The sequence below is a fragment of the Sulfitobacter sp. W027 genome, from assembly GCF_025143985.1.
Lineage (GTDB): Bacteria > Pseudomonadota > Alphaproteobacteria > Rhodobacterales > Rhodobacteraceae > Sulfitobacter.
In genome coordinates, this window is the sequence record NZ_CP083564.1 from 1,330,204 (window position 1) to 1,355,477 (window position 25,274).

The window sequence follows — 25,274 nt, forward strand, 5'->3', positions numbered from 1 at the left end:
AGACTTATGAGGAAGGCCGCGGTTTAACTGGGGCGAATGTGCAATCACAGGTGGGTTCACGGGCGAGTAAGCGCGATCGTGACAAGACTGCCATGACGGTGTCGGTTCGCGTTCGTGGTGAATATGCTAGGTTGAAGGACGCAAAGAAAAGGGTTGGCTCTTTGTTTGCGCTGGTTTCGCTCCCGCCGGGGGCAGCCTGGCGGCATCTGCCTGCGCCGAGATTTCGCGCGCGTAGGGTAGAAGTCGGCGCCATCGAAAGACAGCGAAACCTTACGCGTGGTTCGCCTCAACAGCTCCACCCCAAGGTCATGCTGTTGACACGCTGAAACCCCGCACCGTTTGTATTTAATTCGCCACGTTCCACAAATGCGAGCTTTCAATGACTGCGTAGAGGATACTGAGTGCTCCTCACTTAAAAGAAAAGACTGCCTCTTTCAGCATCATATCGGCAAGGGAGTCCGTAGGGTTCTTGTCCAGCACAGGCGTTCGATTTTGGAAGGCATTCTTAAACAAATACTTGCATGAAGTATTTCTGGATAGTTATCAAACCTCACCCCAAAACTCCGCAATAGCGCTCTCCGCGGCCTTATTCTGCACGGTAAAATCCGTATCCTCCGCGCCGCCGCCGTCGGGATCGGTGAACCAGCGCCAAATCCAAACGTCTTGAATGCGGCGCGCGTGCAGCGCTTGCAGCCAGCGGCGCAGAACCTCGGCCTGAAGTGCCATATCACTCTGAGCCGCGCGTTCCTCGGCGCTTTCCCATGGCCGCACGGTTGCCCCTTCTGCGGAGCGAATACCAATCTCTGCGATCCAGACCGGTTTGGCGTATTTCTGCGCGACCGCTTCAACCCTGTCCAATTCTTCAGCGATGGCGCGGTCCCAGTCGGTGACTGCTCCGGCAGCGCCTAGGACGGGATAAAGCGATACAGCAACCGCATCCAACTGGGCCCAGAACCCGACTTTTTCTGCCTCAGCCGCGCCATGGGCGACATAGGTGATTTGACCGCTGAATACGTCGCGTAGCCCGGCGATCAGGCGGTCCCATCGGTCGGAGCCTGACACGCCGCGCAATTCGGTGCCGATGACCAACGCCTCGGCGCGGCTTCGCTCTGCCGTCATCGCTATGTCGTGCAGGATCTTCTCATAGGCCGTATGCCAATCACCTTCCGTTTTGGCCTCAGGTTGAATCGCGCCTGCCCAGCTTTGGGGCACCCAGACATGCGGTTTGACGATAGCGGCAAGCCCGGCTGCATGAAGCTGTGCAATCCCCGCTGCCATCCTGTCGCGCGGCAGTGCATCCCCCATCACGATAGCGGGGGAGGTGGCGGAAGGCTGCCACAAGAAAGGAACCACCGCTGCGGCTGTGGCACCCGTTTTCGTCATCCGCGCGATACTCAATTCGGCGGCCTTGCTTCCGAAGCGAGCGGTCGGGGTTTCAATAAGATTAAAACCTCGCAGAACCTGGCCTCTCTCACTCTCAGAGAATGATCCTGTTGGGGCCAAAGCGGTAGAGCCGAGAGCCCAGAGAAACGTGCGACGTCTGATCATGCCGCTAGGCTACGATGAGTTTGCGCGCCTCACAATGTTATCGTCAAAAACGTCTAGGCCATTTTCCGGCGGGCAGGCTTGTTCGTGCGCCTTGCCAATTTTGTTTTGCGGACACCTTCCATATCGCGCGCTCTGCTCGGCCTCTCCAAGCGACAATCGCCTTTCCCCCAGCGGCCCGAGCGCGTAGGCAGCGCGTAACCCTGGAAAACGAGACATATCATGGCGCAGAATGCCACCATCTACAAAGTCGAGCTTTCGGTCTCCGACATGGACCGCCATTATTACGAGACCCATAAGCTGACCATTGCCAAACACCCCTCTGAAACCGATGAGCGGTTGATGGTGCGGCTCGTGGCCTTTGCGCTGAACGCCCATGAACATCTGGAAATGACCAAGGGTCTCTCCACGGATGATGAACCGGACATCTGGCAGAAAAGCCTCAGCGGGGAGTTGGACGTTTGGGTGACACTGGGCCTGCCGAGCGAAAAGGTCCTGCGCCAGTCCTGCAACAAGGCGGCACGGGTTCTGGTCTACCCCTATGGTGGCCGAACGGCAGAGGTTTGGTGGGACAAGATCAAGAACAGCACAACCCGCTTTGACAACCTTGAAGTGATCAATCTGGCCGAGGCAGACACCAAGGCGCTGGCCGATCTGGCAAGCCGCGCGATGAAACTTCAGGTGATGATCCAAGACGGCGAGGTGACGGTCAATCTTGAAGAGGCGCTGGTGACTTTAACGCTCGACCGATGGAAAAATGCTGCCTGAGAAAGCGGCAGAGCGGCAGCCGGGCAACCCGCCTGCCGCCCCTGATTTACGCTGCCTGTCTGCGCTGTAGCACGGCGATGACATAGCCAATCACCACGGCCATGCCCAGATGCCCGACAAAGGATGACTGCGTGTAGGCGCCAAACCCCATCATAAAGCTGCGGCCCACCACTGGGGCCAGCAGCCCCTGCGCAATGAACCAAAGCGCCGCGCCCGACAGCGCGCCTGACAGGACAAACCCCGTCCGCGTCAGGTGATGCACCAGCCAAACAAAGGCCGAAAACCCGACGATCCCAATGGCGACATGCAGCGCAAAGCCAAGCCAATAGGGCAGGGTGATCCCAAGGAGGATCTTGGCAAGGGCAACCACAAGGTTTGCCGGGGCCAGTGCAACGCCGAACAGCGTTGGGGAGAGAAGCCAGGCGTAAAGTTCAAAAGCGATTTCGCCTGCGATCCCGGCCATCAGAAGGGTGCGAAGGGTCTGTGTGAATGGCATGATTGAGGTCTCTTGCAGGGGGGCAGCATCATTTTCCCGCCCGCGGCCTTTGGGCGCGGGGAGTGATCTGTCAGTAATGGGAGGGGGAACACCGGGATCATGTTTGCCCGCGTGGATAGGAAAAAGGCGCGCCACGGTGGGGCGCGCCTGTCGGTTTACACGTCGAGCTTCTTGTCGCTGCGGCGCCATGCCAGCGGTTGGAAAACCTCATCCACCGGAGTTTGGGCCACATGGTTGACGTAGTTTGACATGGTCTTCTGCGCCATGCCAAGGATCACGTCCAGCACCGCGCGGTGGCCATAGCCCGCGTCAAAGAAGGCTTGCATCTGGGCGTCGGAGACAAAGCCCCGGTTGCGCACCATCTGCACGGTAAAGGTGCGCAGCGCTTCGAGCTTGGGCGTCGGCAGGGCCGTCTCATTGCGCAGCGCCTCGCTAATCCCGTCCGAGACTTTCATCATCTTGGCGATGCCGGTGTGGGCGGGCACACAGTAGTGACACTCGTTCTCCACGTTGATTGACTGCCAAACGACGGTCAGCTCTTCGGCGTCGAACTCGGTTTCGGTAAAGAGCTTGTGAAGTACCTGATAGCCTTCATAGGCCTGCGGGCTTTCGGCCAGCACCTTGTGCAGCCCCGGCAAACGGCCAAAAGCCTTTTGCGACGCCTCCAGCAGTGGCTTGGAGGCTTCGGGTGCAGTTTTTTGGTCGTGGGAGGGGAATGTCATGTTCTTTGCCTTCGTAAATCGTAGATGCATGTAGATTAGGCTTTCTTGAGCGATCACTCAAGTATATATTTGAGCGATCGTTCAACATATGGTGATCTCATGCCACGCAAACCGAACCACGACCGAGCCGAACTGATCGCCCGCGCGCGTGATCTATTTTGGCGTCAGGGCTGGGCGGGCACCTCGCTGAAAGATCTCGAGGCGGTGCTGAATATGAAGCCCGGCAGTTTCTATGCAGCCTTTGGGTCGAAAGAGGCGCTGTTTGAAATTGCTCTAGACAAATACGCTGAGGATGGCGCCGGGCGATTGGCCGAATTGGTTAAGACCCACGGTGCGATGGAAGCGCTAAAACGCTATCCCGAACTCGCCATCTGCCGAGAGGACGCCCCGGCCAAGGCCTGTATGTTGTCCAAGACTTTGCTGGAATTACAGGCGCATGGACATCCGCTGGCGAAACGGGCGAGCGCACATCTCATGGGTATGGAAGAGCAATTCGCCGCGCTTTTCGCGCAGATGCAACGAGATGGTGAAATCGCGGCGGATCACGACCCGAAATCGCTGGCACGGCGTTATCAAAGCGACCTGCTGGGCCTTCGTGTCTCTGCCGAACGGGAGGGAATCGACGCCCCTGCCATCACGCGTGAGATTGCAGAAGGCCTGACGCGGCTTTGACGCCTCGGTTTTAACGGGCGCGAGTTAAACACTTAACGCGGATGTGGGCCAAACTCGCTCTCTAAAACGAAAAACGGCAGGGCCAATTCTCTGGCCCTGCCGCATCATGTCACGCTGAAATGCGATTAGTCGTTGGACCAGCCCGAAACGGCTTTGACTTCGCAGAAGTCCTCGATCCCCCAGACGCCGCCTTCGCGCCCGTTGCCCGAGCGTTTCATGCCGCCAAAGGGCGATCCGGCACCACGGCTTTCGCCGTTCATCTCAACCATGCCCGACCGCAGCTTGGCCGCCAGACGATTGCGCCGCGCGCCATCGCTGGATTGGACGTAGTTGGTGAGACCGTAGACCGTGTCATTGGCCATCTTGACGGCTTGATCTTCATCCTCGAACTTCATGATCGCCAAGACGGGGCCAAAGATTTCCTCGCGGGCGATGGTCATGTCGGACGTGACATCGGCAAAAACCGTGGGTTTGACATAGAAACCCCGGTTCAGATGCTCGGGCCGTCCGGTACCACCGGCAACCAGCCGCGCGCCTTCGTCGATGCCTTTCTGGATCAGGTCTTGGATCTTGCCCCATTGCGCCTCGTTCACGACTGGGCCGATGTGGCGACCCTCTTCGCTGGCGGGGCCGACTTCGACCTTATTGGCGACTTCGGCGGCCGTCTCGACCGCTTGGTCATAGGCGCTGGCTTCGACGATCATCCGGCTTGGTGCGTTACAGCTTTGGCCGGTGTTGTTCATCATATGCAGCACGCCGCGTTTCACGGCCTTGTCGTCGGCATCGGCGAAGACAAGGTTCGCGCCCTTGCCGCCAAGCTCCAGGTGGACCTTTTTCAGCGTATCCGCCGCGTTCTTGGAAATCGCGATACCGGCGCGGGTGGAGCCGGTGAAGCTCACCATATCCACGTCCTCATGGCCGGTCAGGGCGGTGCCCACGGTCATACCATCGCCGTTCACAAGGTTAAAGACACCGGCGGGAAAGCCTGCCTCATCCATCATCTCGGCAAAGATCACCGCGCTCAGCGGGCTTTCCTCGGAGGGTTTCAGCACCATGGTGCAGCCAGCGGCGACAGCAGCGCCCACTTTCAGCATCACTTGGTTCATCGGCCAGTTCCACGGCGTGATCATCGCCACGACGCCAACCGCCTCATGAATGATCCGGTCGTTCGGCGCGTGATCACCCAAGGGCTTCACGAATTTGAAGTCTTTCGCCGCTTTGATGAAGTTCTTCAGGTGGCTATAACCAGCGCCCCATTGCGAGCTGCGCGCCATTTCGATGGGCGCGCCCATCTCGGTGCTGATCGCTTGGGCCATGTCCTCGGTCCGGGACTTATAGACCTCGGCCAGTTTCTCCATCAGCGCGATACGCTCTTCGGGGGCGGTTGCCATCCAGCCGGGCAGGGCTGCCTTGGCGGCAGCAACGGCGGCATCCACATCCTTCGGCCCGCCGAGCGAGATCACGGTGCAGGGTTCTTCGGTCGAAGGGTTAATGACCTGATGTTCGCGGCCCTCAAGCGGGGCGACCCATTTACCGTCGATATAAAAATCACGTTTTTCGATCATGCTCTGTCTCCGTTATTGGCAAAGCGGGCGTCTTGACTGCCGCTGAGATGCGTCCGGGAATCGCCGGCTCCCGATATGCCTAGGACAATTTTACGGGGCGGAAAAGTTCAGAGGTGATTTTTGATCAAAAAGACTGGCGCAGCGGCGGAAAACCACGGGGGCGGGGCAAGATTAATCCTGCGCCGGGAAATGGATCTCAACGCAAAGCCCGTCTTGGCCTTCGACCTTCAGCGTCGCTTCATGCTGGAACGTCAGCGTGCGGATCATTCGCCAGCCGAGTGAATCCGACCGCTCGGGCCGTTTGGCGTCCTCAGGCAGGCCAACCCCGTCGTCATAGACCTTGAGCGTCAGACCTTCGTCGTCCTCTGGGGTGACCTCAATGGTGATCACCCCTTTGTCGCGCCCTTTGAAAGCGTGTTTATAGGCGTTGGTAATCAATTCGCCGACAATCAGCCCGATATCGACGGCTAGCTTGTTGTCCATCTTAAGGCTGGGGCAAATCAGCTTGATCGCGATGCTCTGACGATCCCCGGTAAAGGCGCGTTCGGCGTTTTTCGCGACTTCATCCAGCATATCCGCCAGATCAAGATCGGTGCTGTCGGTCGAGCGTTGCATTAGCTCATGTGCTTTGGAAAGTGAACCCACACGGGTTTCCAGCTCGCGCAGCACCTGGCGGGTCTCATCCTCTTTGGCTTGGGTCTTGCTCATCCGGATCAACGCCACGATCAGGGCGAGGTTGTTGCCGGTGCGGTGGTGCAATTCCTGCATCAAAAGGTCGCGGTCAGCGATGCCTTCGGTCAGTTCGCGGTTCTGTTCGGTCAGCGCGGCGGTCGGATCTTTGGCGTTATAGGCCTCCAGCGCCGCCAGGGCGTCTGCTTTGATCTGCTCTACCGCACCTTGCGGTTCTGGCAACAGAAACTCCGCATGGACCCGCGTGCCCTCTTGGCCGGTGTCCACATCAAAGCGGGCCGCAATACGTTGCACGCCGCGCAGGCCCAGCCCCATGCCGGTCTCGGATACGATGTCGCGCGCGGGGTCCAGCTTCTCTTTCTCGATGCCGCGCCCCTGATCGATCACCGTCAGGCCGAGGGCGGGCTTGCCATTGACATCCGTCAGCGAGAACCGCGCGCGGCCCTTTTGCCCATGCTCAATGGCATTGCGGCCCAGTTCCACGGCGGCAGTGACGGTGCGCGTCCGTTCGAAAGCGGTAAAGCGCATCGCTTCGGTCAGGGTCAGGGCGATCTGGCGCAGGGCTGCGATATCGCCGCCCTTTTCAAGGTTCACCGAGGTGAGGTTCGTAGCTTTCATCAGTCCGCGCCCCGTGCAATGCGTATGACCACGATGGAGGCATCATCCCGCCCGCGAAATGCCCGGTCGAGCAAGAAGCCAGCGATCAAAAGCGGAGATTTCCACAATAGACCCTGAGGGAGATAGCCGTCGCGCAGGGTTTTCAACCCATCGCTGTGCAAGATCAGCAGATCCCCCGGTGCGAGGTCAAAGGTTTCTTCATAGCCACGGGTGGCGCGTGCGCCGATCCGCCCATCCCGGACGGGCAGGCGTTTGATGTCGCCGTCGCGCACCCGCAGGGTCGCGATATTGCCCAAGGCCGCATAGCGCAGGACCATTTGCGGCTGCGCAATATGCACCAGCGCCCCCACCGCACCGCGTTTGCCGATCAATTGCTCGGTCACCTCATACATCACGGCGCCGGGTTCACTGTTGAAACTGCGCGAGCCCTTGACGGCTTCGGTCACCTCCAGCGATGCGGCTGCGGCTTCTGGGCCATGGCCCAAGCCGTCACATAGCAGGATATCCAAGGCTTTCGGCGTTTGGCGCAGCAGATAATCGTCGCCGCATTCGTCTTCGTTTGGGTGACAGACCCGCAGGCCCACGGCCTCGACCCCATGGGTGGGGCGGGGGGCCTCTTTGGCAAAGCTGCAGACGATCGTGGTGCCCACCTCAGGCCCGCTGAAAATATCAAAACCGGTCGACAGACGGCGGATTGCGCCAAGACCGAGACCCGCAGAATCGCCGCTGCTCATCCCGTCTTGGAACATGTGATCCATATCGCTGATGCCGGGGCCACGGTCGGTAAAGATCATCACGATCTCTTCGCCCTTGCCCTCTGCCGGTGCGTCGATCAGAACCCGGCCCTTTTCGGCATAGCGCAAGATGTTGGTCGTGGCTTCGGTGGCGACAATGGCCAGTTCATCGACTTTCAACTTGGGCCAATCGTGCCGCGCGGCTAGACTGCGTGCAGCGCGGCGGACCACGGCAATGGCACTCTGGTCTTGGACTTCGACCCATTGTTTCATAGATTCACACTCATCAACACGCTGGTGCCCCCGCCGACGGCGGTGCGGATTTCAAATTTCTGCGCCAATCGCTTGGCACCGCCCAAGCCTCGGCCAAGTCCGCCGCCCGAGGTGTAGCCGTCGGTCAGGGCCAGTTGTAAATCTTCGATCCCCGGCCCCTTGTCCCAACAGACCACGCTTAGCTGTTTGGCCTTTGGGTCGACATAGATGGAAAATTCCCCCCCGCCAGCGTGAACAATCGCATTGCGCGCGATTTCACTGACGGCGGTGGCAAAGCGTGTCACACTCAGCGCCGAGGCGCCATTTTCTTTCATGTAGCGTGCAACGGCCTGTCGGACCGTGACCGCGTCGCCGCTGGTGTTTAACTTGAACTGTGAGAGAAGAACCTGCGCCCCAAGGTCCTTTTCGTCAAACGCGTCGTAGCTGGGCAAGGGCATGTGTCAGGCTTAACGCGGTGCGGATTTCTGGCAGATACATGCCAAGCTCGACCAGCGTGACCGCCACCGTGGGGCGCATGCCGACAACATAGGTATCCGCCGCCAGCAGGCGGGAGATCCCCGCCAACTGGGCGATCACACGGCCCACGAAGGTATCCACGATCTCAAGCGCTGAGATATCAAGGATCACGCCATCGACGCGGTTCTCGGATATTTTGGTCGACAGCCGGTCTTGAAGCTCCAAGATCTCGGTGTCCGTGATGTCATCCTGTATCGAAACGAGGAGCGCATGTTCGACCAGATTAATCGACGTGACACCGGCCACCTTATTGGCCCTCAGTCTTCTTGATCACATAGCCGACGGTCAGCAGCGCGTCCGACAGGGCGGTGCGGATGCTCGACCGGGTGGAAACGGTGCCGACATCAATGCCTAGCTGAACCATGGTCTGGGCGATCATCGGGCTGATGCCGCTGATGATGCACTCGGCCCCCATGAGGCGTACGGCAGCGGCGGCGCGCAGCAAGTGTTGCGCCACCTGCGTGTCAACGGTGCCGACGCCGGTGATGTCCATGATGACCACTTCGGCTTGCCGCTCCAGAATGGTCTGAAGCAGGTTCTCCATCACCTCTTGGGCGCGGGCGGAATCCAGCGTGCCGATCAGCGGCAGCGTTAGGACGCGGTCCCAAAGCTCGACCACCGGGGTCGACAGTTCCAGCATCTCCTGGCGTTGGCGATCAATGATCTGCTCGCGCTCAAGAATGAAAATTTCGTTGGTGTAGATGGCAAAGGCGTCAACCAAACGGGTGACCAAGATCACATCGCGGATCAGGACGCCGTGATCGCTTGCCAGCAGCGTTTCCAGCCGCTTAAACAGCGGGGTCTTCAGCGCTAGAATGAAGGTGGCCATCTCAGTCGGGGTCACGCCTCGGTTGACCCGCTCCCGGCTCACATCGGCCAGAACGGCGCGCAGATCGTCCCATTGGTTGTCGTCAAAGTCAAAATCCTCACCGGTGACGCCATCGCGTACACCTTTGGAGAAGGCTTTGAGCAATTCGCGGTTCTGGTTCCGGCTTTCGGCGTCCGAAAAGAGGTCAGAACGCTTTACGCCCTCTTTGACCTGCGTTCCCAGCCACTCCTCGATGATACCTGCGAAGTCGGTGTCGAGAACAGTCAGTATATTGGCCGTAGCAGATTGCGGCATCTTGAACCCCAGTGTTTATTTCAATTCCCATAGGCCAATCGTGGCGCAAAGTGTCAATAGGATGCACCCAATTTGGTCGGCGGCAATGCGCCGTTTTGCAGAATGAAACGCCACATAAGCCGCTGTTTTTATGCGGGCTATTGCGGTGAAAACGCAGGCAGAGCTTGCGAAAAGGGCAGCACCAGCGCTTTGGCCGGGCGCTGCCCCTGTTATTTCATAGTCAGGTTGCCGTGGCGTTATTCTGCCGCTTTGCCGGGGTGGCGCGGCACAAGTGCGCGCACAAGATCGCGCATATGCAGCACGCCGACCTGACGGCCCTCACGCATGACGCGGTAATTGTTGGTCGTGTCACCTTCGGAAACCGCGATGATTGTTTCCAGCGTGTCGTCGTGGTCAACCTCGCCCGCCACGTCGCTGGGTGGCACATCAGTCTTCTCCATGACCGAGCGGACCCGTAGCACCCGCGCGCGGTTAATGTCGCTGACGAAGGCTTCGATATAGGGATCGTTCGGGTTCAGAAGGATATGCTGCGGCTCGCCCTGTTGCACGATGAACCCATCTTTCAGGATCACCAGGTGGTCCGCCAATTTCAGCGCCTCATCCAGATCGTGGGTGATGAAGATCACCGTCTTGTGCAACTCGGCCTGCAATTCGATCAGCAAATCCTGCATGTCGGTCCGGATCAGCGGATCGAGGGCCGAAAACGCCTCGTCCATCAGCATCACGTCAGAGTTCGACGTCAGTGCCCGCGCGATGCCCACACGTTGCTGCATCCCGCCCGAAAGCTGGGCGGGGAACTGCTCTCCCTGACCCTGAAGACCCACGCGGTCGAGCCATTTTGTCGCCTCAGCCGCGTATTTCTTCCGGGTCTTGCCTTCGATCTCCCAAGAAATTCCGGCGTTCTCCAACACGGTCCGATGCGGCAGGAGCGCGAACTTCTGAAACACCATCGACATCTCGTGCTTGCGCATCTCCCGCAGGCGCCGCTCGTTGTAGTCGAGGATGTTCTCGCCGTTCATGATCACCTCGCCCGAGGTGGGATCAATGAGCCGGTTGAGGTGCCGGATCAGCGTGGACTTGCCCGAGCCGGAAAGTCCCATGATTACCGTGGTCTTGCCCGCAGGCATGTCCACGTTGATGTTGTTGAGGCCCAGAACATGGCCGGTCTCGGCCTGAAGATCGGCCTTGCTCATGCCGCCGCGCACCTTCTCGAGCGCGCCCTGTGGGTCATCGCCAAAGATTTTATACAGGTTGCGAACGCAGATTTTGATTTCGTCTGTCATGGCTGGTCTCACTTCTGCGATGCATTGATCCGCGCAAGCGCGGCTTTGGTGACCCGGTCAAGGATGATCGCCAAAAGGACGATCCCCAGACCCGACAGAAGACCGACACCCAACTCAAGGCTTCGGATACCGCGCAGCACCAGCACACCCAGACCGGGGGCCGAAACGAGCGAGGCGATGACGACCATGGCAAGGCTCATCATGATGGTCTGGTTCACACCGGCCATGATGTTGGGCAGCGCCAGTGGAATCTGCACCTTGTAGAGCTTTTGACGGTTGGTCATGCCAAAGGCATCTGCGGCCTCAATGACGTCCTTATCGACCAGACGAATGCCAAGGTCCGTGAGGCGCACCACTGGCACGATGGCATAAAGGATGATGGCGATGCCGTAGAGTTTCGGCTCGGTCACCGAGAACAGGAAGATCAGCGGGATCAGATAGACAAAGGGCGGCAGGGTTTGCAGCATGTCCAAGATCGGGATCATCGTGCGCTGCACCCGGTCGCTGCGCGACATGGCGATGCCAATGGGCACGCCCAGAAGCACGCATATGAATGCGCAGACAAAGATGATCGCCAGCGTCTGCATCGTGTGGTCGTAAAAGTCGATAAAGGCCAGAAAGCCAAAGACCAGCGCGACCAGACCGACCAATTTCAGCGAGCGGCCCACGGCAAATGTGATCACCATCAACAGCGGGATCATGATGAACCACGGCACCGCCTGCATGATCCACAGCGCGTTCTCCAAAGCCCAGCTCAGCGGTTGGGTCAGCGGGTCGACAACGACTTTGAGATTATCCTTGATGGCGAGGAAGCCTTGCTCCAGCCCTTGGGTCAGGTCGCGCGACTGCGGGATAGCATCGCAGCTGTCGTGCAGCGCGTCCAGTGAGGGGAAGGGCATGTCCCAGAGCGTCGTATCGGTATCACCACCCGCTTGGCCCATGAGATCGGCCATGGAGCTAAGCCCACCGCCTTGGTCGTCGCCGCACCAACCGCGCAGGCCGAGCGTGTCAAAGAGGTTATCGTAAGTCGCCATCTGTCGCTTTCCCGGTCTGCATCAGACCGTTTGCTTTCGGGGAGGGGACCGGTAGGGCGCGCAGGCTGCGCGGCGTCGGCTGCCCCATGCAGAGGCGGCAAATCAAACCTATGTCCTTGCAAAGAAACTGCGCGATGGGCGAGGGGCCAAGGCGCAGTCGGTGTGAAAAGACGTAAGTCTTGCCGCCGGTCATCGAAACGAACGGGCGGGAAACCCTGAAGAGTTCCCCGCCCGCCGTCTTGTCAGTCTGTCTTACTGCTCAAGCAGCTTGGACAGGTTGCCGCGGGCGTCGTCGCTCAGCCAATCGGCCCAGACGTCCTTGTTGTTCTGCAGGAAATACACCGCCGCTTCCTCATTGGAGGCGTTGTTCTCACCCTGCCAAGCCAGCAGCTTGCTCATCTCGTCGGTCTTAAAAGTGACGTTGCCGATGAATTCCGCGATCTCAGGATTGTTGTCGTGGAAATCTTTGGTCATCACGGTCAGAACAGGTGCCGTCGGGAAGGCCGAAGGCTTGGGCTCTGGGTTGTCGGCGTTCTGGTTGGCGGTATGCGCGGCTTCGTCATATTCGCCCATGTCGACGCTGGTCATGTCGAATTTGCCCAGCGGCGTGGTCGGGGCCCAGTAGTAGCCGAACCATGGCTCTTCGCTCTCATAGGCCGAGGCCATGGAAGTCGACAGTGTTTCGCCGGAACCGTGGTTGAACACTTCGATGCCGTTGCCTTCGAGGTCATAGGCGCGCGACAAGTTGTCGTTCACGATGCGGCAGCCCCAGCCATCGGGGCAGTTGTTGAACATGCCACCAACCAGTTCGGGGTTTTCCAAGATCCCTTCGATGGTGGTCAGTTCGGGGTGCGCCTCGGCAAGGTACGTAGGGATCCACCAGCCTTCGACGCCGCCGGGATCAAGCACGCTTGTCAGCTCGACAATCTTGCCGTTCTCTTTCAGCTTTTTGTAGGCGTCACCGGCGGAGTTAATCCACATCTCAGGCACGATGTCCGGCTCGTTGTTCTCAGACAGCGATGTTACGGCGGGGGTGGTGTCGGACGGGACAACAGTCACGTCGCAGGAATAGCCCTGAACCAGCAGGAATTCGGTCACAGCGGTGACGATCTGCGCCGAAGCCCAGTTCATTTCCGCGATCGAGACTTCGCCGCAGTCCTGAGCGGCGGCAGCCATGGGGGTCGCGACGGCGAAAACCGTGCCAAGCAAATAGCGTTTCATAGTGATATCTCCTCTATTGTATCCGCAGTATCACGCAGGCGCGCACCGCTGATCTTTGGCCCGTTCCATCAGGAAAAAGCCGGTCGCGTGCTAGGGCGCGACAGCTTTCGACGGTCGGGTTTGCTGGAGACACAAAAAACATGTCGCTTGCCCATGTGCAACACGTTTGCTGGGCGGAAGGCGCAAGTTCAGGCACCGCGCCATGTGCGGCGCGGTGGGAGTGCGGGCAGCACCCCATGCGGGGCGCTATATTTATAAGGCCATCCGCCACCCCCTAAGCGGGCGCGCGGTCTTGGCGGATCATCGGCGGGAAAAACTTTCCATGCCGCGGATATATTGGGGGATGTCCTTCCGGTTCAGGCCGATATCCTGCAGCAGACGGTCGTCCATGGCGTTGAGTGTCGACAGCGTGCGGTTACGCTCCCAGCGGCGGGCCGTGTCGCGCAGCACACGGCGCAGCATGGCGACGAGGGCCAGACCTTCGGAGGCGGTCGTTTGACCCATGGCACCGCCAGCAAAGGCAGTTCCGGGCATCCCGGCGATTTGGTTGGTGTTCTTCAGCAGGCGGAAATGCATGGCATGCTCCATATCAAAAAGGTCGAGGAAGGATGGTTCCGCAAGAGACGACGGTTAGTGCCAAAAGGCCGGGCCAGGTCGGTCGTGTGGGTCTCATCCCGATTGTGATCCGGAAAGTCAGTTGGAACCCCCATGGTCCGGGCAGGCGGATCGGCCTGTCCGACCGGGGTTACCGGCGGTTCAGCAGTGTGCCCGGTCTGAGCGGGCGCCTCTTATGAACAGCATACATCAACATGCCGCGCATTTCGTTCACCCGGCCGGGCTTTGCAATAGGGGAATTTGGGGTGCGACAACCTGCCACATCTGCGCGGCGCAGAGCGCAGTATGGCTGGCCTTTGCGCCGCATAGGTGCGGTGTCGTTTGCGGCGTGTGAAGGGTCGTTTTGGAGGGGGGATTTGGCGCAATTGAACGGGTTGGGCAGGAGGTTTAATCGGGGGCGGCAAAATGTACGTTTGCGACGCAGGGAGGCGGTTCCGCGCAATTGATCGTGTCGTACGGGGGCAGCGGGTGGCTCCAAAATTGCAAACCGCTAATTGGCGGGACGGGGGCAACCGCATACCAATCGATATGCGGTCAAACCCTCTTCTCTGGACGCGGTTGATTCGGCGGGAATAAGGCGTTGGATGTGGGCTATCGTCACCAGTTCCGCTGGTTTTGCGGGCATTGGTTCCGGGTTGTGAACAAGCAATCAAAAAGAATGACGAAAACAAGGCGGCGAGGATGCGGCTCTTTTAGGGCGGCATTGTCTCTCTGGGCGAAACAGTCTTGAGGGCACCCCGGCGAGTGCCGCTGCAAAGTCGCGATAATTTTCCTTAATTCTATAGCGATCCGCGTATTGCGCCCGATTGGGCGGGGAAACAATCACCGTCCGCAAACCCGCTAAGCCACCTGAATTGCGGCAAAACTTCATTTGGTTCCGGCAATTTTCAAACATTTTTCACTTTGTCCATTCGTATAGCTTGGCTATTCCTATAGGTGCCCAACTGGGGGGCATAAGAAGTCTGTAGGTCACGGGGGCGGCCGCATTAAGCGCATCGAGGATGCGGGAAATGTGAGTACGCCGCAAAATTGCGACCGTATACACAACGTCACCGAGAGGGGTTTCCTCTGGGGCGTGGGCCTTGTGCCGACTTTTCCCCTTCGTTGCAGCAAGGTGCGTGCCGTCCGACCTGGATTTCTACCAGCGGGGCGCGTGTGAACGGAGGGAGAGACAAGATGATCAATATGCGACAGGCCCTGCCACTGGCCTTCCGCGGGGCAAGAAATGCCCAATCCAGCCGCTCTGCCGTTCGGCGCTCCATTCGTCAGATTGAAACAGCATCCACTTCCAAGACGGCCGCGTTGCGCGCCGCGTGCAACACCGCTCAGGAGATTTCACAATGATTAGAACACTTGATTTCAATGCGTTCAGCGCAGGCACCATTGTTGACGACGAATACGCAGATATGGGCGTCACGGTTTCGGCCAGCGGCGGTTCCGGTCAGGCGATGATCTTTGATAGCGCCAACCCGACGGGCGGCGACGACGATCTGGCCTCTGATACTCTGGGCGGGTTGTTGATTGTCTCCGAAGACGGCGATCAGAGCGATCCTGACGACAACGCGGGCGGCGGCAGCCTGTTCTTCGACTTTGACGACGGCGTCATGATGAAGAGCCTGACATTTAAAGACATCGAAGAGACCAGCGGTGAAGGCACCCGGATGATCTTTTACGATGCGGATGGCAATGTCATTCAAAACCAATTCGTCAGCCCGACGGGCGATGGCGGCGAGCGCACGGTACAGTTGAACGTGCAGGGCGTGTCCCGCATGGAGGTCCGTTTCGAGGGCTCCGGCGCAATCGACAACGTGACCTTCGACGACGGCAAGCCGCAGGGCGGCGGCAACGATGCGCCCGTGGCCGAAGACGACGTGCTGGAGATCGACGAAGACACCTCTGGCACCGTTGACGTGCTGGGCAATGACACAGACGCCGACGGCGACACGCTGACCATCACCATGGCAAGCTGCCCCGTCGGGGATGTTGTCATCAACGATGATGGCACGCTCACTTTCACGCCGAACGCAGATTTTAACGGTGACACCACCATCACCTACACCGTGGATGACGGCAACGGCGGCACCGATACCGGCACTGTTAACGTCACCGTTAACCCGGTGAACGACGCGCCCGTCGCAAACGACGACACGGCCAGCACCACCGGCACCGATGCGGTTGTGATCCCGGTTCTAGAAAACGACACCGACGTTGACGGCGACGTGCTGAGCGTGGCGGATGCCTCTAGCGACGATGGCACCGTGACCATCAATGACGACGGTACCATCACCTTTGAAGCCAACGACGGTTTCACCGGCGACGCGACAATCACCTACACCGTGTCCGACCCCGACGGTCTGACCGATGAGGGCACCGTGACGGTCACCGTGAGCGAGGGCGGCTCGACCCGCGACGGCTATGTTGACGGCACGGCGGGCGCAGACCTGATCGACACCGCCTATACCGGCGATCCCGATGGCGATATGATCGACAACGACGACGCGCTGCTGCCCGGTGCGGAAGGCGATGACGACTACGTTCGCGCAGGCGACGGCGACGACACCATTCTTGCGGGCGACGGCGATGACATCGTCGAAGGCGGCGCAGGTTCTGATGAAGTCTATGGTGGCGACGGTGACGATATGATCACCACCGGCAACGGCGATATCGCACCCGATCTGGGCTATCCAGAAAGCGACAGCGACAGCCTGAGCTTTGACCCCGACGCCGATCCTGAGAATGACCGCGACTATGTCGATGGCGGCGCGGGCAATGACACCATCAGCACCGGCGACGACCGCGACACCATCTATGGCGGCACCGGCGACGATGTGATCAACGCAGGCATCGACGATGACTTTGTCGACGGTGGCGACGGCGATGACCGTATCGTCGGCGGCGAAGGCAATGACAGCATCCTCGGCGGCGCTGGCAATGACACGATCTATGCCGGCAACGATCCCGATCTGGGTCTCGACGTGCTCGATATCCCCGACGATATGGACCCGTCGAACCCCTTCACCCCTGACCGTAACCCGAACAACGGGATGGACACGGTCGACGGCGGGTCAGGCGACGACGTGATCTATGGTGCCGATGACGCCGACATGCTGCGCGGTGGATCGGGCAACGATTACATCGACGGCCAGATCGACGACGACATCATCGAAGGCAACACTGGCAATGACACGCTGCTTGGTGGTCAGGGCGACGACAGCATCTCCGGCGGTCAGGGCAATGACATGCTCTATGGCGGCACTGGCGATGACACGCTGCGCGGCAACCGTGACGACGACTATCTCGAAGGCGGCGCGGGCAATGATGTGCTCGACGGTGGCGGCGAAAATGACACGCTAATGGGCGGCGAGGGCGATGACACGCTGCAAGGCGGTCAGGGCGACGACCTGCTCGACGGTGGTGCAGGGGTCGACCTGATGACCGGTGGTGCCGATCAGGATACCTTCGTCAACGTCAACGCGGGCGATGATGTCGACGGGGGCAGCGCAGGCGTGGACTATGACACGCTCGATCTGCGCGGCTCGGCTCCTGAAGGTGGTAGCTTTGACATCACCTATACATCGGACGACCGCGAAGACGGTTTCGTCGACTACTTTGATGCAGACGGCAATGACGCCGGGCGTTTGAACTTTGTCGAGATCGAGAATGTGATCCCCTGTTTCACACCTGGCACCAAGATCGCCACGCCAAAAGGCGAGGTCCGTGTCGAGGCGCTTCAGGTCGGTGACCGGGTCATCACCCGCGACAACGGCATCCAGACGATCCGCTGGGTCGGCGCGCGTGAGATGACCGGGGCCGAGTTCGAAATGGCCGCGCATCTCAAGCCGGTGCTGATCCGCAAGGGCGCGCTTGGCAACGATCTGCCCGAACGCGACATGATGGTCAGCCCCAACCACCGCGTGCTGGTCGCCAATGAGAAGACGGCGCTCTACTTTGAAGAGCGTGAAGTGCTGGTGGCGGCGAAACACCTGACCGGGATGGAGGGCATCGACGTGGTTGATGTGTCGGGCACCACCTACATCCACGTGATGTTTGACCGCCATGAGGTGATCCTCTCTGACGGCACATGGACCGAAAGCTTCCAGCCCGGTGACATGTCGCTGGCCGGTATCGGCGAGGAGCAACGTAACGAGATTCTCGAGTTGTTCCCGGAGCTTGCGACCAAAGACGGCATCGAAGGCTATGCCGCCGCCCGCCGGTCGCTGAAAAAGCACGAGGCCAGCTTGCTGGTGAAGTAAACCCGCGGGGGGCGGAAGCGATGCAGCTTAGAAACGGGGCGGGTGACCGCCCCGTTTTCTTTTGTGCGGGGGCGATTGTGTTGCGATCAGAGGTTTATCCCCGTCCTTTGGCCGATGCGTGTTATCTGTTCCCGCGGCTATTGCCGGGCCGTCAAGCCTGCGGAAGTGTCGGGAGCCAGTGCCGCCTGTCAACGGGTTTGCGCTTGCCATCTTTGCTTTCCTCGCCGAACAGCCCGGTCCTCGGGCGCGACAAGGTTCAGCCGCACCTGTGGATGCGCGTTTGCTATTGCTGCCGATCTCGCCACGCCGCCCAGTCTTCGGGCGTGTCGAGGTCCAGCCGCGCCCGTTGGCCGGGCAGGGGGACCAGTTGTACCCGGCCTGCCGCATCGCGGACCACCGCGCGGCCCCCGTCATCGCCGCGCAGGTGTTTCAGCTGATCGAATAACGCGGCGGCAAAGATGATCGGGTGCCCCGGCCTGCCGTCCTCCGTCGTCGCGCGCCAGATCAACGTATCGCTTTCAAGGTCCACTGACGCCGCGAGCTGGGCCAGATCGCCAATCTCCAACTCCGGCATATCGGCCAGCATTACCATCGCCGCGCCCGTGTCTGCGGGCAGTGCGGCAAAGGCGCGGCGCAGGCTGGCGCCCATGCCCTCAGCGGCGTCCGGCACCGGAAGGGCGGTCACGTCCAGACCGCTCAGCGCCGTGTAGCGCGGATGCGGTGCGGGCGGCAGGGCGACGGTAACCGGGCCGATGCTCTGCGCCAGCCGCGCCTGACGGCGCAGCAATGGCTGGCCCTGCACGTCTTCCATCAATTTGTCGCGTCCGCGCATCCGGGTTGAGGCACCGGCGGCGAGCAGGATCACAGGCAAAGAGGCTATTGTCATAGCGCCAGACTACCGGGCTGGACGCGCGGGGATAAGACCTTTCTTGCGGCACGTCGCAGGCCAGACGCCCACCACGCCGTAGCTTGCAAATTCCTGCTAAGCTGCCGTTGGCAAGGAGCTTTTTCGTGCTACCCTTGCCCCATGAACATCAAAGACCTGATCCCGCATACGCTGTTTCGCAAAGCCCGCGAATATTCTCGCAAACTCTGGGTGCGGGTGGCCTTCATGGGGCTGTTGGCCTTTGTCGCTCTCGGGATGACCCAGCTTTTCGAACCCTTGGTACCCAAGGAGGTTGCCACCCGGCTAACCGGCGAAGCGGCGGACCGGTTGTTGCAGATCATCGCGGATGCGATGCTTGCGGTCACGATCTTCTCCATCACCATCATGGTCACGGTCTACCGCGCGTCTTCCGCGCAATTCACCCCCCGCGCGCATCGTTTGATCATTCAAGACCGGACCACACAGAACACGCTGGCGGTGTTCATCGGGGCCTATGTCTATGCGCTGGTGGCGATCATCATGCGCGAGCTTGGGATCTACGTCGACGAACGCTCTTTCGTATTGTTCCTGACCACGGTGATGGTCTTGGCGATCATCGTGATCTTTCTGATCCGCTGGGTCCTGCATCTGCAAAGTTTCGGCAGTCTGATCGACACCACCCGCCAGATCGAGAATGTGACCACTTCGCTTTTTAAGGAACGCCTTAAAACACCCTGTATGGGCGGCCACCCTTTGACCGGCCCCGCGCCCGAAGACGCCCGCCCAATCTTTGCGCCGGAAAGCGGTTATCTGAAACACATCTACCCCGAAGCGCTGGACCAGCAGGCCCGCGACCACGGGGTCGAGATCTATCTCACCCGGCGCATCGGTGACTTTATCTTTGTGGGAGAGCCTTTGGTGATGGTCGCCCGCCGGGGCACGCCGCAGGATAAGGACCATGATTGGGACAGTCTTGAGCAAAAGGTGTTCGACACCGTGCAACTGGGCGATCTGCGGACCTTTGACCAAGACCCGCGCTTTGGCCTGCGGGTCTTGGGCGAGGTCGCCTCCAAAGCGCTGTCGCCGGGGATCAACGATGGCGGCACGGCGATTGATGTCATCACCCGCATCGGGCGCATTCTGTCTTACTACTCTGACGAGGCGAAGCCGGGCGGCAAGATCAACCTGCCCAACCTGCACATCCCGCCGATCCCGTCGGATGCCCTGATCGAAGACGGTTTTGGCGCGCTGGCCCGTGATGGGGCCTCGGTCGTTGAGGTGCAGATGGCCCTGCAAGAGGTGCTGGCCGGGTTAATGCATCACCCTGACCCCGGCCTTGCCGCCTCGGCACGTGAGGCGGCAGAGAACCATCTGCGCCGGTCTTTTGAAGAGGTGCCCTTCGGCCCCGACCGGGCGCGGATCTGGGAGGCCGCCTGCAAAGAGGTGCGCGCGGCTGTGGAATCGCCGGATTAAACGGCGCTTAGAGGGGGCGGATTTTCAACTGCGTAATGCGGTTGCCGTCCCGCTCCATGACTTCAAACCGGAAGTTGTGGAAGGAGAAAACCTGACCCACGGTGGGGATCATCTGCGCCTCATGGATTACCAGCCCGGCCACGGTATTGGCCTCATCATCGGGCAGGGACCAGTCGGTGGCGCGGTTAAGATCACGGATCGTCATGGCCCCTTCAACCATCAGATGCCCATCCTCGGACTGTTTGAGCGGGTGATCCGCGTCAGGGTCGAATTCATCCGTGATCTCGCCGACGATCTCTTCGAGAATGTCTTCGAGCGTGATCAGCCCCTGCAATGAGCCATATTCATCCACCACCAGCGCAAAATGCGTGCGGCGACGCAGGAACTGGCGCATCTGCTCGTCCAAAGTCGAAGTTTCGGGCACGAAGTAAGGTTTCATCACCACATCGGCCACGTTGAACCCGTTAAGCGCCGCGGCATCGCCTTTGGGGCCGCCGATCAGCTTGTACATGGCACGCAAGAGGTCTTTGGCGTGGATTACGCCGATGATGTTTTCCGGATCGTCCCGAAAGACCGGCAGGCGGGTGTGGTTGGATTGCAGGCATTTCTCCATGATGTCGGTCGGATCGGAATCCGCGTCGATCATCTCAATCCCCGAACGGTGCAGCATGACCTCTTCCACCGCGCGTTCGCGCAAGTCGAGCGCGCCCAAGATGCGGTCGCGGTCCTCTTTTTCGACGACACCCTCGGAATGGCCCAATTGCAACGCCCCGGCGATCTCTTCGCGCACGGCAAGGATGTTGCTGTCAGGGTCGATCTGTACCCCGAAAAGCCGCAACACACCGCGCACGAAATAGCGTACCGCCGTCACCACCGGCGAGAAAAGCAACACCACGATGCTGATGGGCCGCGAGACGAGTGCTGCGGCCCTCTCGGCATTGGTGATGGCATAGGTCTTGGGCAGAACCTCCGAGAAGACGAGCACCAAGAGCGTCATCACCAATGTCGCCAGCGCCACGCCGCTTTCACCGAAAAGCCGCGTAAACAGCGCCGTTGCCATGGAGGCGGCAAGGATGTTGACCAAGTTGTTGCCCAGAAGGACCGAGCCGATCAGCCGTTCGTTATCCTCGGTGATTTTGAGCGCCCGTATTGCCCCGCTTGCCCCTTTGTCGGCCTGCGCGCGCAGCTTCCCGCGCGAGGCGGCGGTCAGCGCCGTTTCGGACCCCGAAAAGAAGCCGGACAGGACGAGGAGAAACAGGATAATTCCGGTACTGATCCAGAATGCGGTGTCAAAAAGGGCGGGGCCCGTTTCCATGAGGTCTAAATCCATCCATTATGTGTTGTGATTGTTATGGGCGCAGGGGCTGCGTCATTCAAGGGTTGCAACGGGTGAGGGTGGTGTGATGCAGGCGAAAATCAACTGTGCAGAGCTTGGGGTTCTGGACGGGCCGCTGCTATTGTTCGGTGGGCCTTATTCCAACCTTCAGGCGGTAGAGGCGCTGGCGGATTTTGCCGCCGCGCGCGGCGTTGGCGAGGATCAGATGATCTGCACCGGGGATATCGTCGCCTACTGCGGGGCACCAAGCGAAAGCGTGGCGGCGATCCGGGCGCTTGGCTGTGCCGTGGTGGCCGGGAATTGCGAGTTGCAACTGGCCAGCGGAGCTGAGGATTGCGGCTGCGGATTTGCACCGGGCAGCAACTGCGACATGCTGTCGGGCGCGTGGTACGCCCATGCCGCGCAGGCGTTGGCCGCAGAGGCGAAGACGTGGATGGGGTCACTGCCGGATGTGGCGGTGTTCCAGCATCACGGGCAGCGCTATGGCGTGATCCACGGCGGGGTACGCGACGTGGCGCGATTCATCTGGTCTGAGAGTGCCGAGGCGGTGTTTGAGGAGGAGTGGCAGGCGCTGGAGGAGATCGTTGGCCCGGTCGATCACATTATCGCCGGGCATTCCGGCCTGCCGTTTATACGAGAGACGCCGCGCGGGCGCTGGATCAATGCGGGCGTCATCGGCATGCCGCCCCACGACGGAGCCCAGCAGTCGCGGGTGGCGTTGCTGGACGGGGGCGATGTGACGTTTCATCGGCTCAGCTATGACGTCGCAGGTGCCGTGGCCGATATGGCCAAGGCCGGTCTGCCGCGCGCCTATGCGCACGCGCTGCAGAGCGGTTACTGGCCCTCGGAAGACGTGCTGCCGCCCGGTTTGCGGGTGCCGTCTTTGGCCAGAGGGTGACGCTCTAGCACAAGGTCGGACAGACGCTCTTCCAACACATGGGTGTAGATCTCGGTCGTGGCCACATCGGCATGGCCCAGCATGGTTTGGATCGCGCGCAGATCTGCACCATTGGCCAGAAGATGCGTGGCAAAGGCATGGCGCAGCGTATGCGGCGTGACTTTGTCCGGGGCCACACCCCCGGTCACGGCGAATTCCTTGATCAGCAGATAGAAACGATGCCGCGTCAAATGGCCCGTCGCCCCGCGCGAGGGGAAGAGATGCCGCGCGGGCGGTTTGCCCTTGGCTTGGGCCGCCTCATCCGCCTTGTCACGCACCACCAGCCATGCCGCGAGCGCATCGCGTGCGGGTTCCGACAGGGGCACCAGCCGCTCGCGCCCGCCTTTGCCTGAAATCAGCAGAAGGCGCGGATCTCCCCGCGCGGCGCTGACCGGCAGGCTGACCAATTCGCTGACCCGCATGCCAGTGGCATAGAGCAGCTCCATCAGGCAGGTGTTGCGCAGCTGATCGGCCAGCGCCCGGCCTGAGTTGCGCGCGGCATCCAGAAGGCGGTCGACCTCTTCCTCGGACAGGATCTTGGGCAGGCGCTTGTCTTGCCCCGGTCCGGCGATCTGCACTGCGGGATTGTCCTCGCGCAGCCCTTCTTCAAAGGCGAAGCGGTAGAGCTGCTTGATCGCCGACAGACGCCGCGCGCGGGTCGATTTGGCAAGGCCTTGGGCATCGCAATAGACGAGGTAATCCTCAACCTCGCCCCGGCTCGCGGTGAGGAAGTCATGGTTCTGCCGCGCCAAAAAGGCGTCAAAGTCCTTGAGGTCACGGCCATAGGCCAGCTGCGTGTTCGTGGCAGCGCCCTGTTCGGCGGCAGCGGCCTCTAGAAAGCTAGAGATCCAGTGGAAGGTTTGGGTATGGGACATCATCATTGCTGAAGCAATACAATCTGCAAGGCGGCACGGCGGGCGGTGTCTTCCAGCCCGAGCGCGCGCAGGGTGGCTAGGGCGTCGCGGAGCGCCGATGTGTCACCACTCGCCCCATCATGCAAGAGCGAGAGCAGGCGTAAAATCGCCATGCCCAATTCCTTGTCCCGCGCCAGCGCCATCAGATCTGCACGCGTGGCAGGGTTGCCAAAGGCGTCGTAGACGGCGGCGGCCAAGGGGGCATCGGGGGCGGGGCCGACAGGCGCATCACCCCGTGCCACGGCCCGCAGCAATTCGTCTTCGGGGGTTTTGCCGATCACCCGCGCAGCTGCGGCCTCATAGTTCGGGGACAACAACGCCACATCTCGCGCCAGAATGGCGGCTTGGCCTGCCAGCGGGATGGTCGACAGCGGCTCGGCAAAAAGCGTGGCAAAGGCCACCTCAAGCGAGGCTTCGCGCATTGCCTCCCACGCGGGCGGGAGGGTCTTGGCCACAGCCTCTGCGCTAGCGGTGCTCAGGGCCGTCTCAAAACGCTGCAGTGCCGCGACACGGTCCCAGACGCCTCCGGAAGCGGCGGGCTGTCGGTCGGTATACAGTCCCAGCAGAAGGTTGTCGGGCAAGGCACCGGCGCGTGTCAGCCGTTCGGCGGCTTCAAGCTGGGCTTTCCATCCTGCGATGTCGCGCAGATCGGCCACCGCATAGGCGCGGGGCAGGATGCTGGAGGGGAGCGGCTCGCCAATGGTTTCAAACAGGCGGAAGGTCATCGGGTCCATCTGGCGCGGCACGCGCAGCGGCTCGGCCCCCTCGTAGAAATCGGGATTGAGGAACCGGTCAAAGAGCTCAAGCTGCTCTTCCGGCAACAGGCCAAGCGCCTGCGCCGAGCCAAAGGTCAGCGCCGCGTTTTCCCAATTCCCCGCCCGGGCGTTGCAGAAGATCCGTGTGCCATAGTCGCGGGTCAGATGCGGCGCTTTCACGAGGCGTTCGCAAACGCGGTGTTCGGTGCCGGTCAGCAGGGAAAGCTGCATCCACAGATCAAAATGCGCGGTCGAGGTTGTCACCCCGGCCTGTTCAATCAAAGACAGCGCAGGGTCGAGCGCGCCCAGTTCCATCAGTTTCTCGCCCCGCGCCAGTGCCAAGAGATCGCCATTGCGCGCCTCGCCCTGCGGGGCCTGCGCCTCGGCCAGAAGCACGGTGTAGAGCAGTGCCTGGGCGGCGGGCAGATGTAGGTCCGGCAGGTCGCGGATGCGGTCAATCAGGGCGGCGGTGTCGCTGCCCAGCCAGATGTCCCCGCGCAGCCCGGTGACCGATCCGGGCACCAGCCCGATGCGGCGTGGCGCGCCATCGCCCAAGGGCGTGACCTGCACTTCAGGGGCGAGCGCGCTGATGGCGACCGGGGGTTCCTCTGCCCGGCCCGGATTAGGCGGGCGTTTGGGGCGGTTCTCGGGCGGGGATTGCGCGCCGAGCCAGTCGATCACAGAAAGGGGCTGGTCGCTGGCGGCGGGGGGGGATTGCTCTGCCGCGCGGGCGTCGCCGGTTCTGCGCGATTCGCGGCCCAGATCGCGGTCTTCGGGAGACTCGGCCAGCAAGGCGCTGGCACTGACCGAGCAGATCAACGCAGCACAGACGGCCCAGCCGCGTTTTGACAGGGCGATTGCCACCC

At 60.7% G+C, this 25,274-nt stretch carries 22 protein-coding genes; 5 read left to right on the forward strand and 17 right to left on the reverse strand.

Going from position 1 to position 25,274, the window contains the following annotated elements; genetic code table 11:
• Positions 1-543 precede the first annotated feature (543 nt).
• A complete protein-coding gene (locus K3759_RS06555; protein WP_259985131.1) occupies positions 544-1,383 on the reverse strand; it encodes a glycoside hydrolase family 113 in 840 nt (279 codons plus the stop codon).
• Positions 1,384-1,767: 384 nt separating this feature from the next.
• On the opposite strand from K3759_RS06555, the gene K3759_RS06560 reads away from it, so the two are divergent.
• The gene (locus K3759_RS06560) at positions 1,768-2,313 is read left to right on the forward strand and encodes a YaeQ family protein (RefSeq protein WP_259985133.1); all 546 of its coding nucleotides are present in this window, start codon (positions 1,768-1,770) and stop codon (positions 2,311-2,313) included.
• A gap of 46 nt (positions 2,314-2,359) precedes the next feature.
• Here the strand turns inward: K3759_RS06560 and K3759_RS06565 are convergent, their stop codons facing one another.
• Both K3759_RS06565 and K3759_RS06570 read right to left on the reverse strand, forming a co-directional pair.
• Positions 2,360-2,809 (reverse strand): hypothetical protein, encoded by a 450-nt coding sequence (locus tag K3759_RS06565; RefSeq protein ID WP_259985135.1) that lies wholly within the window; start codon positions 2,807-2,809, stop codon positions 2,360-2,362.
• Positions 2,810-2,964: 155 nt separating this feature from the next.
• Positions 2,965-3,531 (reverse strand): carboxymuconolactone decarboxylase family protein, encoded by a 567-nt coding sequence (locus tag K3759_RS06570; RefSeq protein ID WP_259985136.1) that lies wholly within the window; start codon positions 3,529-3,531, stop codon positions 2,965-2,967.
• A gap of 99 nt (positions 3,532-3,630) precedes the next feature.
• On the opposite strand from K3759_RS06570, the gene K3759_RS06575 reads away from it, so the two are divergent.
• Positions 3,631-4,203 (forward strand): TetR/AcrR family transcriptional regulator, encoded by a 573-nt coding sequence (locus K3759_RS06575; RefSeq protein ID WP_259985138.1) that lies wholly within the window; start codon positions 3,631-3,633, stop codon positions 4,201-4,203.
• A gap of 125 nt (positions 4,204-4,328) precedes the next feature.
• On the opposite strand, the gene K3759_RS06580 is transcribed toward K3759_RS06575, so the two are convergent.
• The 10 genes from K3759_RS06580 to K3759_RS06625 all read right to left on the reverse strand — a co-directional run bounded on the left by K3759_RS06580 (position 4,329) and on the right by K3759_RS06625 (position 13,836).
• On the reverse strand, positions 4,329-5,768 hold the full coding sequence (locus tag K3759_RS06580) for an aldehyde dehydrogenase family protein (protein ID WP_259985139.1): 1,440 nt from the start codon (positions 5,766-5,768) through the stop codon (positions 4,329-4,331).
• 171 nt (positions 5,769-5,939) lie between these two features.
• Positions 5,940-7,076, reverse strand: a complete 1,137-nt coding sequence (locus K3759_RS06585; protein ID WP_259985141.1) for a sensor histidine kinase — start codon at positions 7,074-7,076, stop codon at positions 5,940-5,942.
• Positions 7,076-8,083, reverse strand: coding sequence for an ATP-binding protein (locus K3759_RS06590; RefSeq protein ID WP_259985143.1), 1,008 nt, complete (start codon positions 8,081-8,083; stop codon positions 7,076-7,078). The genes K3759_RS06585 and K3759_RS06590 overlap by 1 nt, the downstream gene beginning before the upstream one ends.
• Positions 8,080-8,520 carry an ATP-binding protein gene (locus tag K3759_RS06595; RefSeq protein ID WP_259985145.1) on the reverse strand — a complete coding sequence of 147 codons (441 nt, stop codon included), beginning with the start codon at positions 8,518-8,520 and terminating at the stop codon, positions 8,080-8,082. Before K3759_RS06595 ends, K3759_RS06590 begins: the two co-directional genes overlap by 4 nt.
• Entirely contained in the window at positions 8,492-8,845 is a 354-nt protein-coding gene (locus K3759_RS06600; protein WP_093926425.1) for an STAS domain-containing protein, read from the reverse strand. The genes K3759_RS06595 and K3759_RS06600 overlap by 29 nt, the downstream gene beginning before the upstream one ends.
• A 1-nt stretch (position 8,846) precedes the next feature.
• On the reverse strand, positions 8,847-9,722 hold the full coding sequence (locus K3759_RS06605) for an STAS domain-containing protein (protein ID WP_259985146.1): 876 nt from the start codon (positions 9,720-9,722) through the stop codon (positions 8,847-8,849).
• Between the two features lie 236 nt (positions 9,723-9,958).
• Positions 9,959-11,005 (reverse strand): glycine betaine/L-proline ABC transporter ATP-binding protein, encoded by a 1,047-nt coding sequence (locus tag K3759_RS06610; RefSeq protein WP_259985148.1) that lies wholly within the window; start codon positions 11,003-11,005, stop codon positions 9,959-9,961.
• 8 nt (positions 11,006-11,013) lie between these two features.
• On the reverse strand, positions 11,014-12,039 hold the full coding sequence (locus K3759_RS06615) for a proline/glycine betaine ABC transporter permease (RefSeq protein WP_259985150.1): 1,026 nt from the start codon (positions 12,037-12,039) through the stop codon (positions 11,014-11,016).
• 252 nt (positions 12,040-12,291) lie between these two features.
• On the reverse strand, positions 12,292-13,260 hold the full coding sequence (locus K3759_RS06620) for an ABC transporter substrate-binding protein (protein ID WP_259985152.1): 969 nt from the start codon (positions 13,258-13,260) through the stop codon (positions 12,292-12,294).
• A gap of 300 nt (positions 13,261-13,560) precedes the next feature.
• A complete protein-coding gene (locus K3759_RS06625; protein ID WP_259985154.1) occupies positions 13,561-13,836 on the reverse strand; it encodes a DUF1127 domain-containing protein in 276 nt (91 codons plus the stop codon).
• 1,379 nt (positions 13,837-15,215) lie between these two features.
• On the opposite strand from K3759_RS06625, the gene K3759_RS06630 reads away from it, so the two are divergent.
• Entirely contained in the window at positions 15,216-18,128 is a 2,913-nt protein-coding gene (locus K3759_RS06630) for a Hint domain-containing protein (RefSeq protein WP_259985157.1), read from the forward strand.
• Positions 18,129-18,411: 283 nt separating this feature from the next.
• Here the strand turns inward: K3759_RS06630 and K3759_RS06635 are convergent, their stop codons facing one another.
• Entirely contained in the window at positions 18,412-19,014 is a 603-nt protein-coding gene (locus tag K3759_RS06635) for an NTP transferase domain-containing protein (RefSeq protein ID WP_259985159.1), read from the reverse strand.
• Positions 19,015-19,155: 141 nt separating this feature from the next.
• On the opposite strand from K3759_RS06635, the gene K3759_RS06640 reads away from it, so the two are divergent.
• Complete coding sequence (locus K3759_RS06640) at positions 19,156-20,466, forward strand: DUF2254 domain-containing protein (protein ID WP_259985161.1); 1,311 nt, start codon at positions 19,156-19,158, stop codon at positions 20,464-20,466.
• Positions 20,467-20,473: 7 nt separating this feature from the next.
• Here the strand turns inward: K3759_RS06640 and K3759_RS06645 are convergent, their stop codons facing one another.
• Positions 20,474-21,781 carry an HlyC/CorC family transporter gene (locus K3759_RS06645; protein ID WP_259985163.1) on the reverse strand — a complete coding sequence of 436 codons (1,308 nt, stop codon included), beginning with the start codon at positions 21,779-21,781 and terminating at the stop codon, positions 20,474-20,476.
• Between the two features lie 88 nt (positions 21,782-21,869).
• Here K3759_RS06645 and K3759_RS06650 point away from each other — a divergent pair, with 88 nt between their 5' ends.
• Positions 21,870-22,700, forward strand: a complete 831-nt coding sequence (locus tag K3759_RS06650; RefSeq protein ID WP_259985165.1) for a metallophosphoesterase — start codon at positions 21,870-21,872, stop codon at positions 22,698-22,700.
• Here the strand turns inward: K3759_RS06650 and K3759_RS06655 are convergent.
• Together K3759_RS06655 and K3759_RS06660 are read right to left on the reverse strand one after the other, a co-directional pair.
• Complete coding sequence (locus K3759_RS06655; RefSeq protein WP_259985167.1) at positions 22,637-23,620, reverse strand: tyrosine recombinase; 984 nt, start codon at positions 23,618-23,620, stop codon at positions 22,637-22,639. The genes K3759_RS06650 and K3759_RS06655 overlap by 64 nt on opposite strands.
• Positions 23,617-25,272: a hypothetical protein gene (locus tag K3759_RS06660; RefSeq protein ID WP_311199018.1), complete on the reverse strand. Its 1,656-nt coding sequence runs from the start codon at positions 25,270-25,272 to the stop codon at positions 23,617-23,619. Before K3759_RS06660 ends, K3759_RS06655 begins: the two co-directional genes overlap by 4 nt.
• Positions 25,273-25,274 lie beyond the last annotated feature (2 nt).

Coding starts and splice junctions, on each gene's coding strand:
- K3759_RS06555 (WP_259985131.1), bottom strand. CDS start 1,383: ATGACGAAAACGGGTGCCACAGCCGCAGCGGTGGTTCCTTTCTTGTGG.
- K3759_RS06560 (WP_259985133.1), top strand. CDS start 1,768: ATGGCGCAGAATGCCACCATCTACAAAGTCGAGCTTTCGGTCTCCGAC.
- K3759_RS06565 (WP_259985135.1), bottom strand. CDS start 2,809: ATGCCATTCACACAGACCCTTCGCACCCTTCTGATGGCCGGGATCGCA.
- K3759_RS06570 (WP_259985136.1), bottom strand. CDS start 3,531: ATGACATTCCCCTCCCACGACCAAAAAACTGCACCCGAAGCCTCCAAG.
- K3759_RS06575 (WP_259985138.1), top strand. CDS start 3,631: ATGCCACGCAAACCGAACCACGACCGAGCCGAACTGATCGCCCGCGCG.
- K3759_RS06580 (WP_259985139.1), bottom strand. CDS start 5,768: ATGATCGAAAAACGTGATTTTTATATCGACGGTAAATGGGTCGCCCCG.
- K3759_RS06585 (WP_259985141.1), bottom strand. CDS start 7,076: ATGAAAGCTACGAACCTCACCTCGGTGAACCTTGAAAAGGGCGGCGAT.
- K3759_RS06590 (WP_259985143.1), bottom strand. CDS start 8,083: ATGAAACAATGGGTCGAAGTCCAAGACCAGAGTGCCATTGCCGTGGTC.
- K3759_RS06595 (WP_259985145.1), bottom strand. CDS start 8,520: ATGCCCTTGCCCAGCTACGACGCGTTTGACGAAAAGGACCTTGGGGCG.
- K3759_RS06605 (WP_259985146.1), bottom strand. CDS start 9,722: ATGCCGCAATCTGCTACGGCCAATATACTGACTGTTCTCGACACCGAC.
- K3759_RS06610 (WP_259985148.1), bottom strand. CDS start 11,005: ATGACAGACGAAATCAAAATCTGCGTTCGCAACCTGTATAAAATCTTT.
- K3759_RS06615 (WP_259985150.1), bottom strand. CDS start 12,039: ATGGCGACTTACGATAACCTCTTTGACACGCTCGGCCTGCGCGGTTGG.
- K3759_RS06620 (WP_259985152.1), bottom strand. CDS start 13,260: ATGAAACGCTATTTGCTTGGCACGGTTTTCGCCGTCGCGACCCCCATG.
- K3759_RS06625 (WP_259985154.1), bottom strand. CDS start 13,836: ATGCATTTCCGCCTGCTGAAGAACACCAACCAAATCGCCGGGATGCCC.
- K3759_RS06630 (WP_259985157.1), top strand. CDS start 15,216: ATGATTAGAACACTTGATTTCAATGCGTTCAGCGCAGGCACCATTGTT.
- K3759_RS06635 (WP_259985159.1), bottom strand. CDS start 19,014: ATGACAATAGCCTCTTTGCCTGTGATCCTGCTCGCCGCCGGTGCCTCA.
- K3759_RS06640 (WP_259985161.1), top strand. CDS start 19,156: ATGAACATCAAAGACCTGATCCCGCATACGCTGTTTCGCAAAGCCCGC.
- K3759_RS06645 (WP_259985163.1), bottom strand. CDS start 21,781: ATGGAAACGGGCCCCGCCCTTTTTGACACCGCATTCTGGATCAGTACC.
- K3759_RS06650 (WP_259985165.1), top strand. CDS start 21,870: ATGCAGGCGAAAATCAACTGTGCAGAGCTTGGGGTTCTGGACGGGCCG.
- K3759_RS06655 (WP_259985167.1), bottom strand. CDS start 23,620: ATGATGATGTCCCATACCCAAACCTTCCACTGGATCTCTAGCTTTCTA.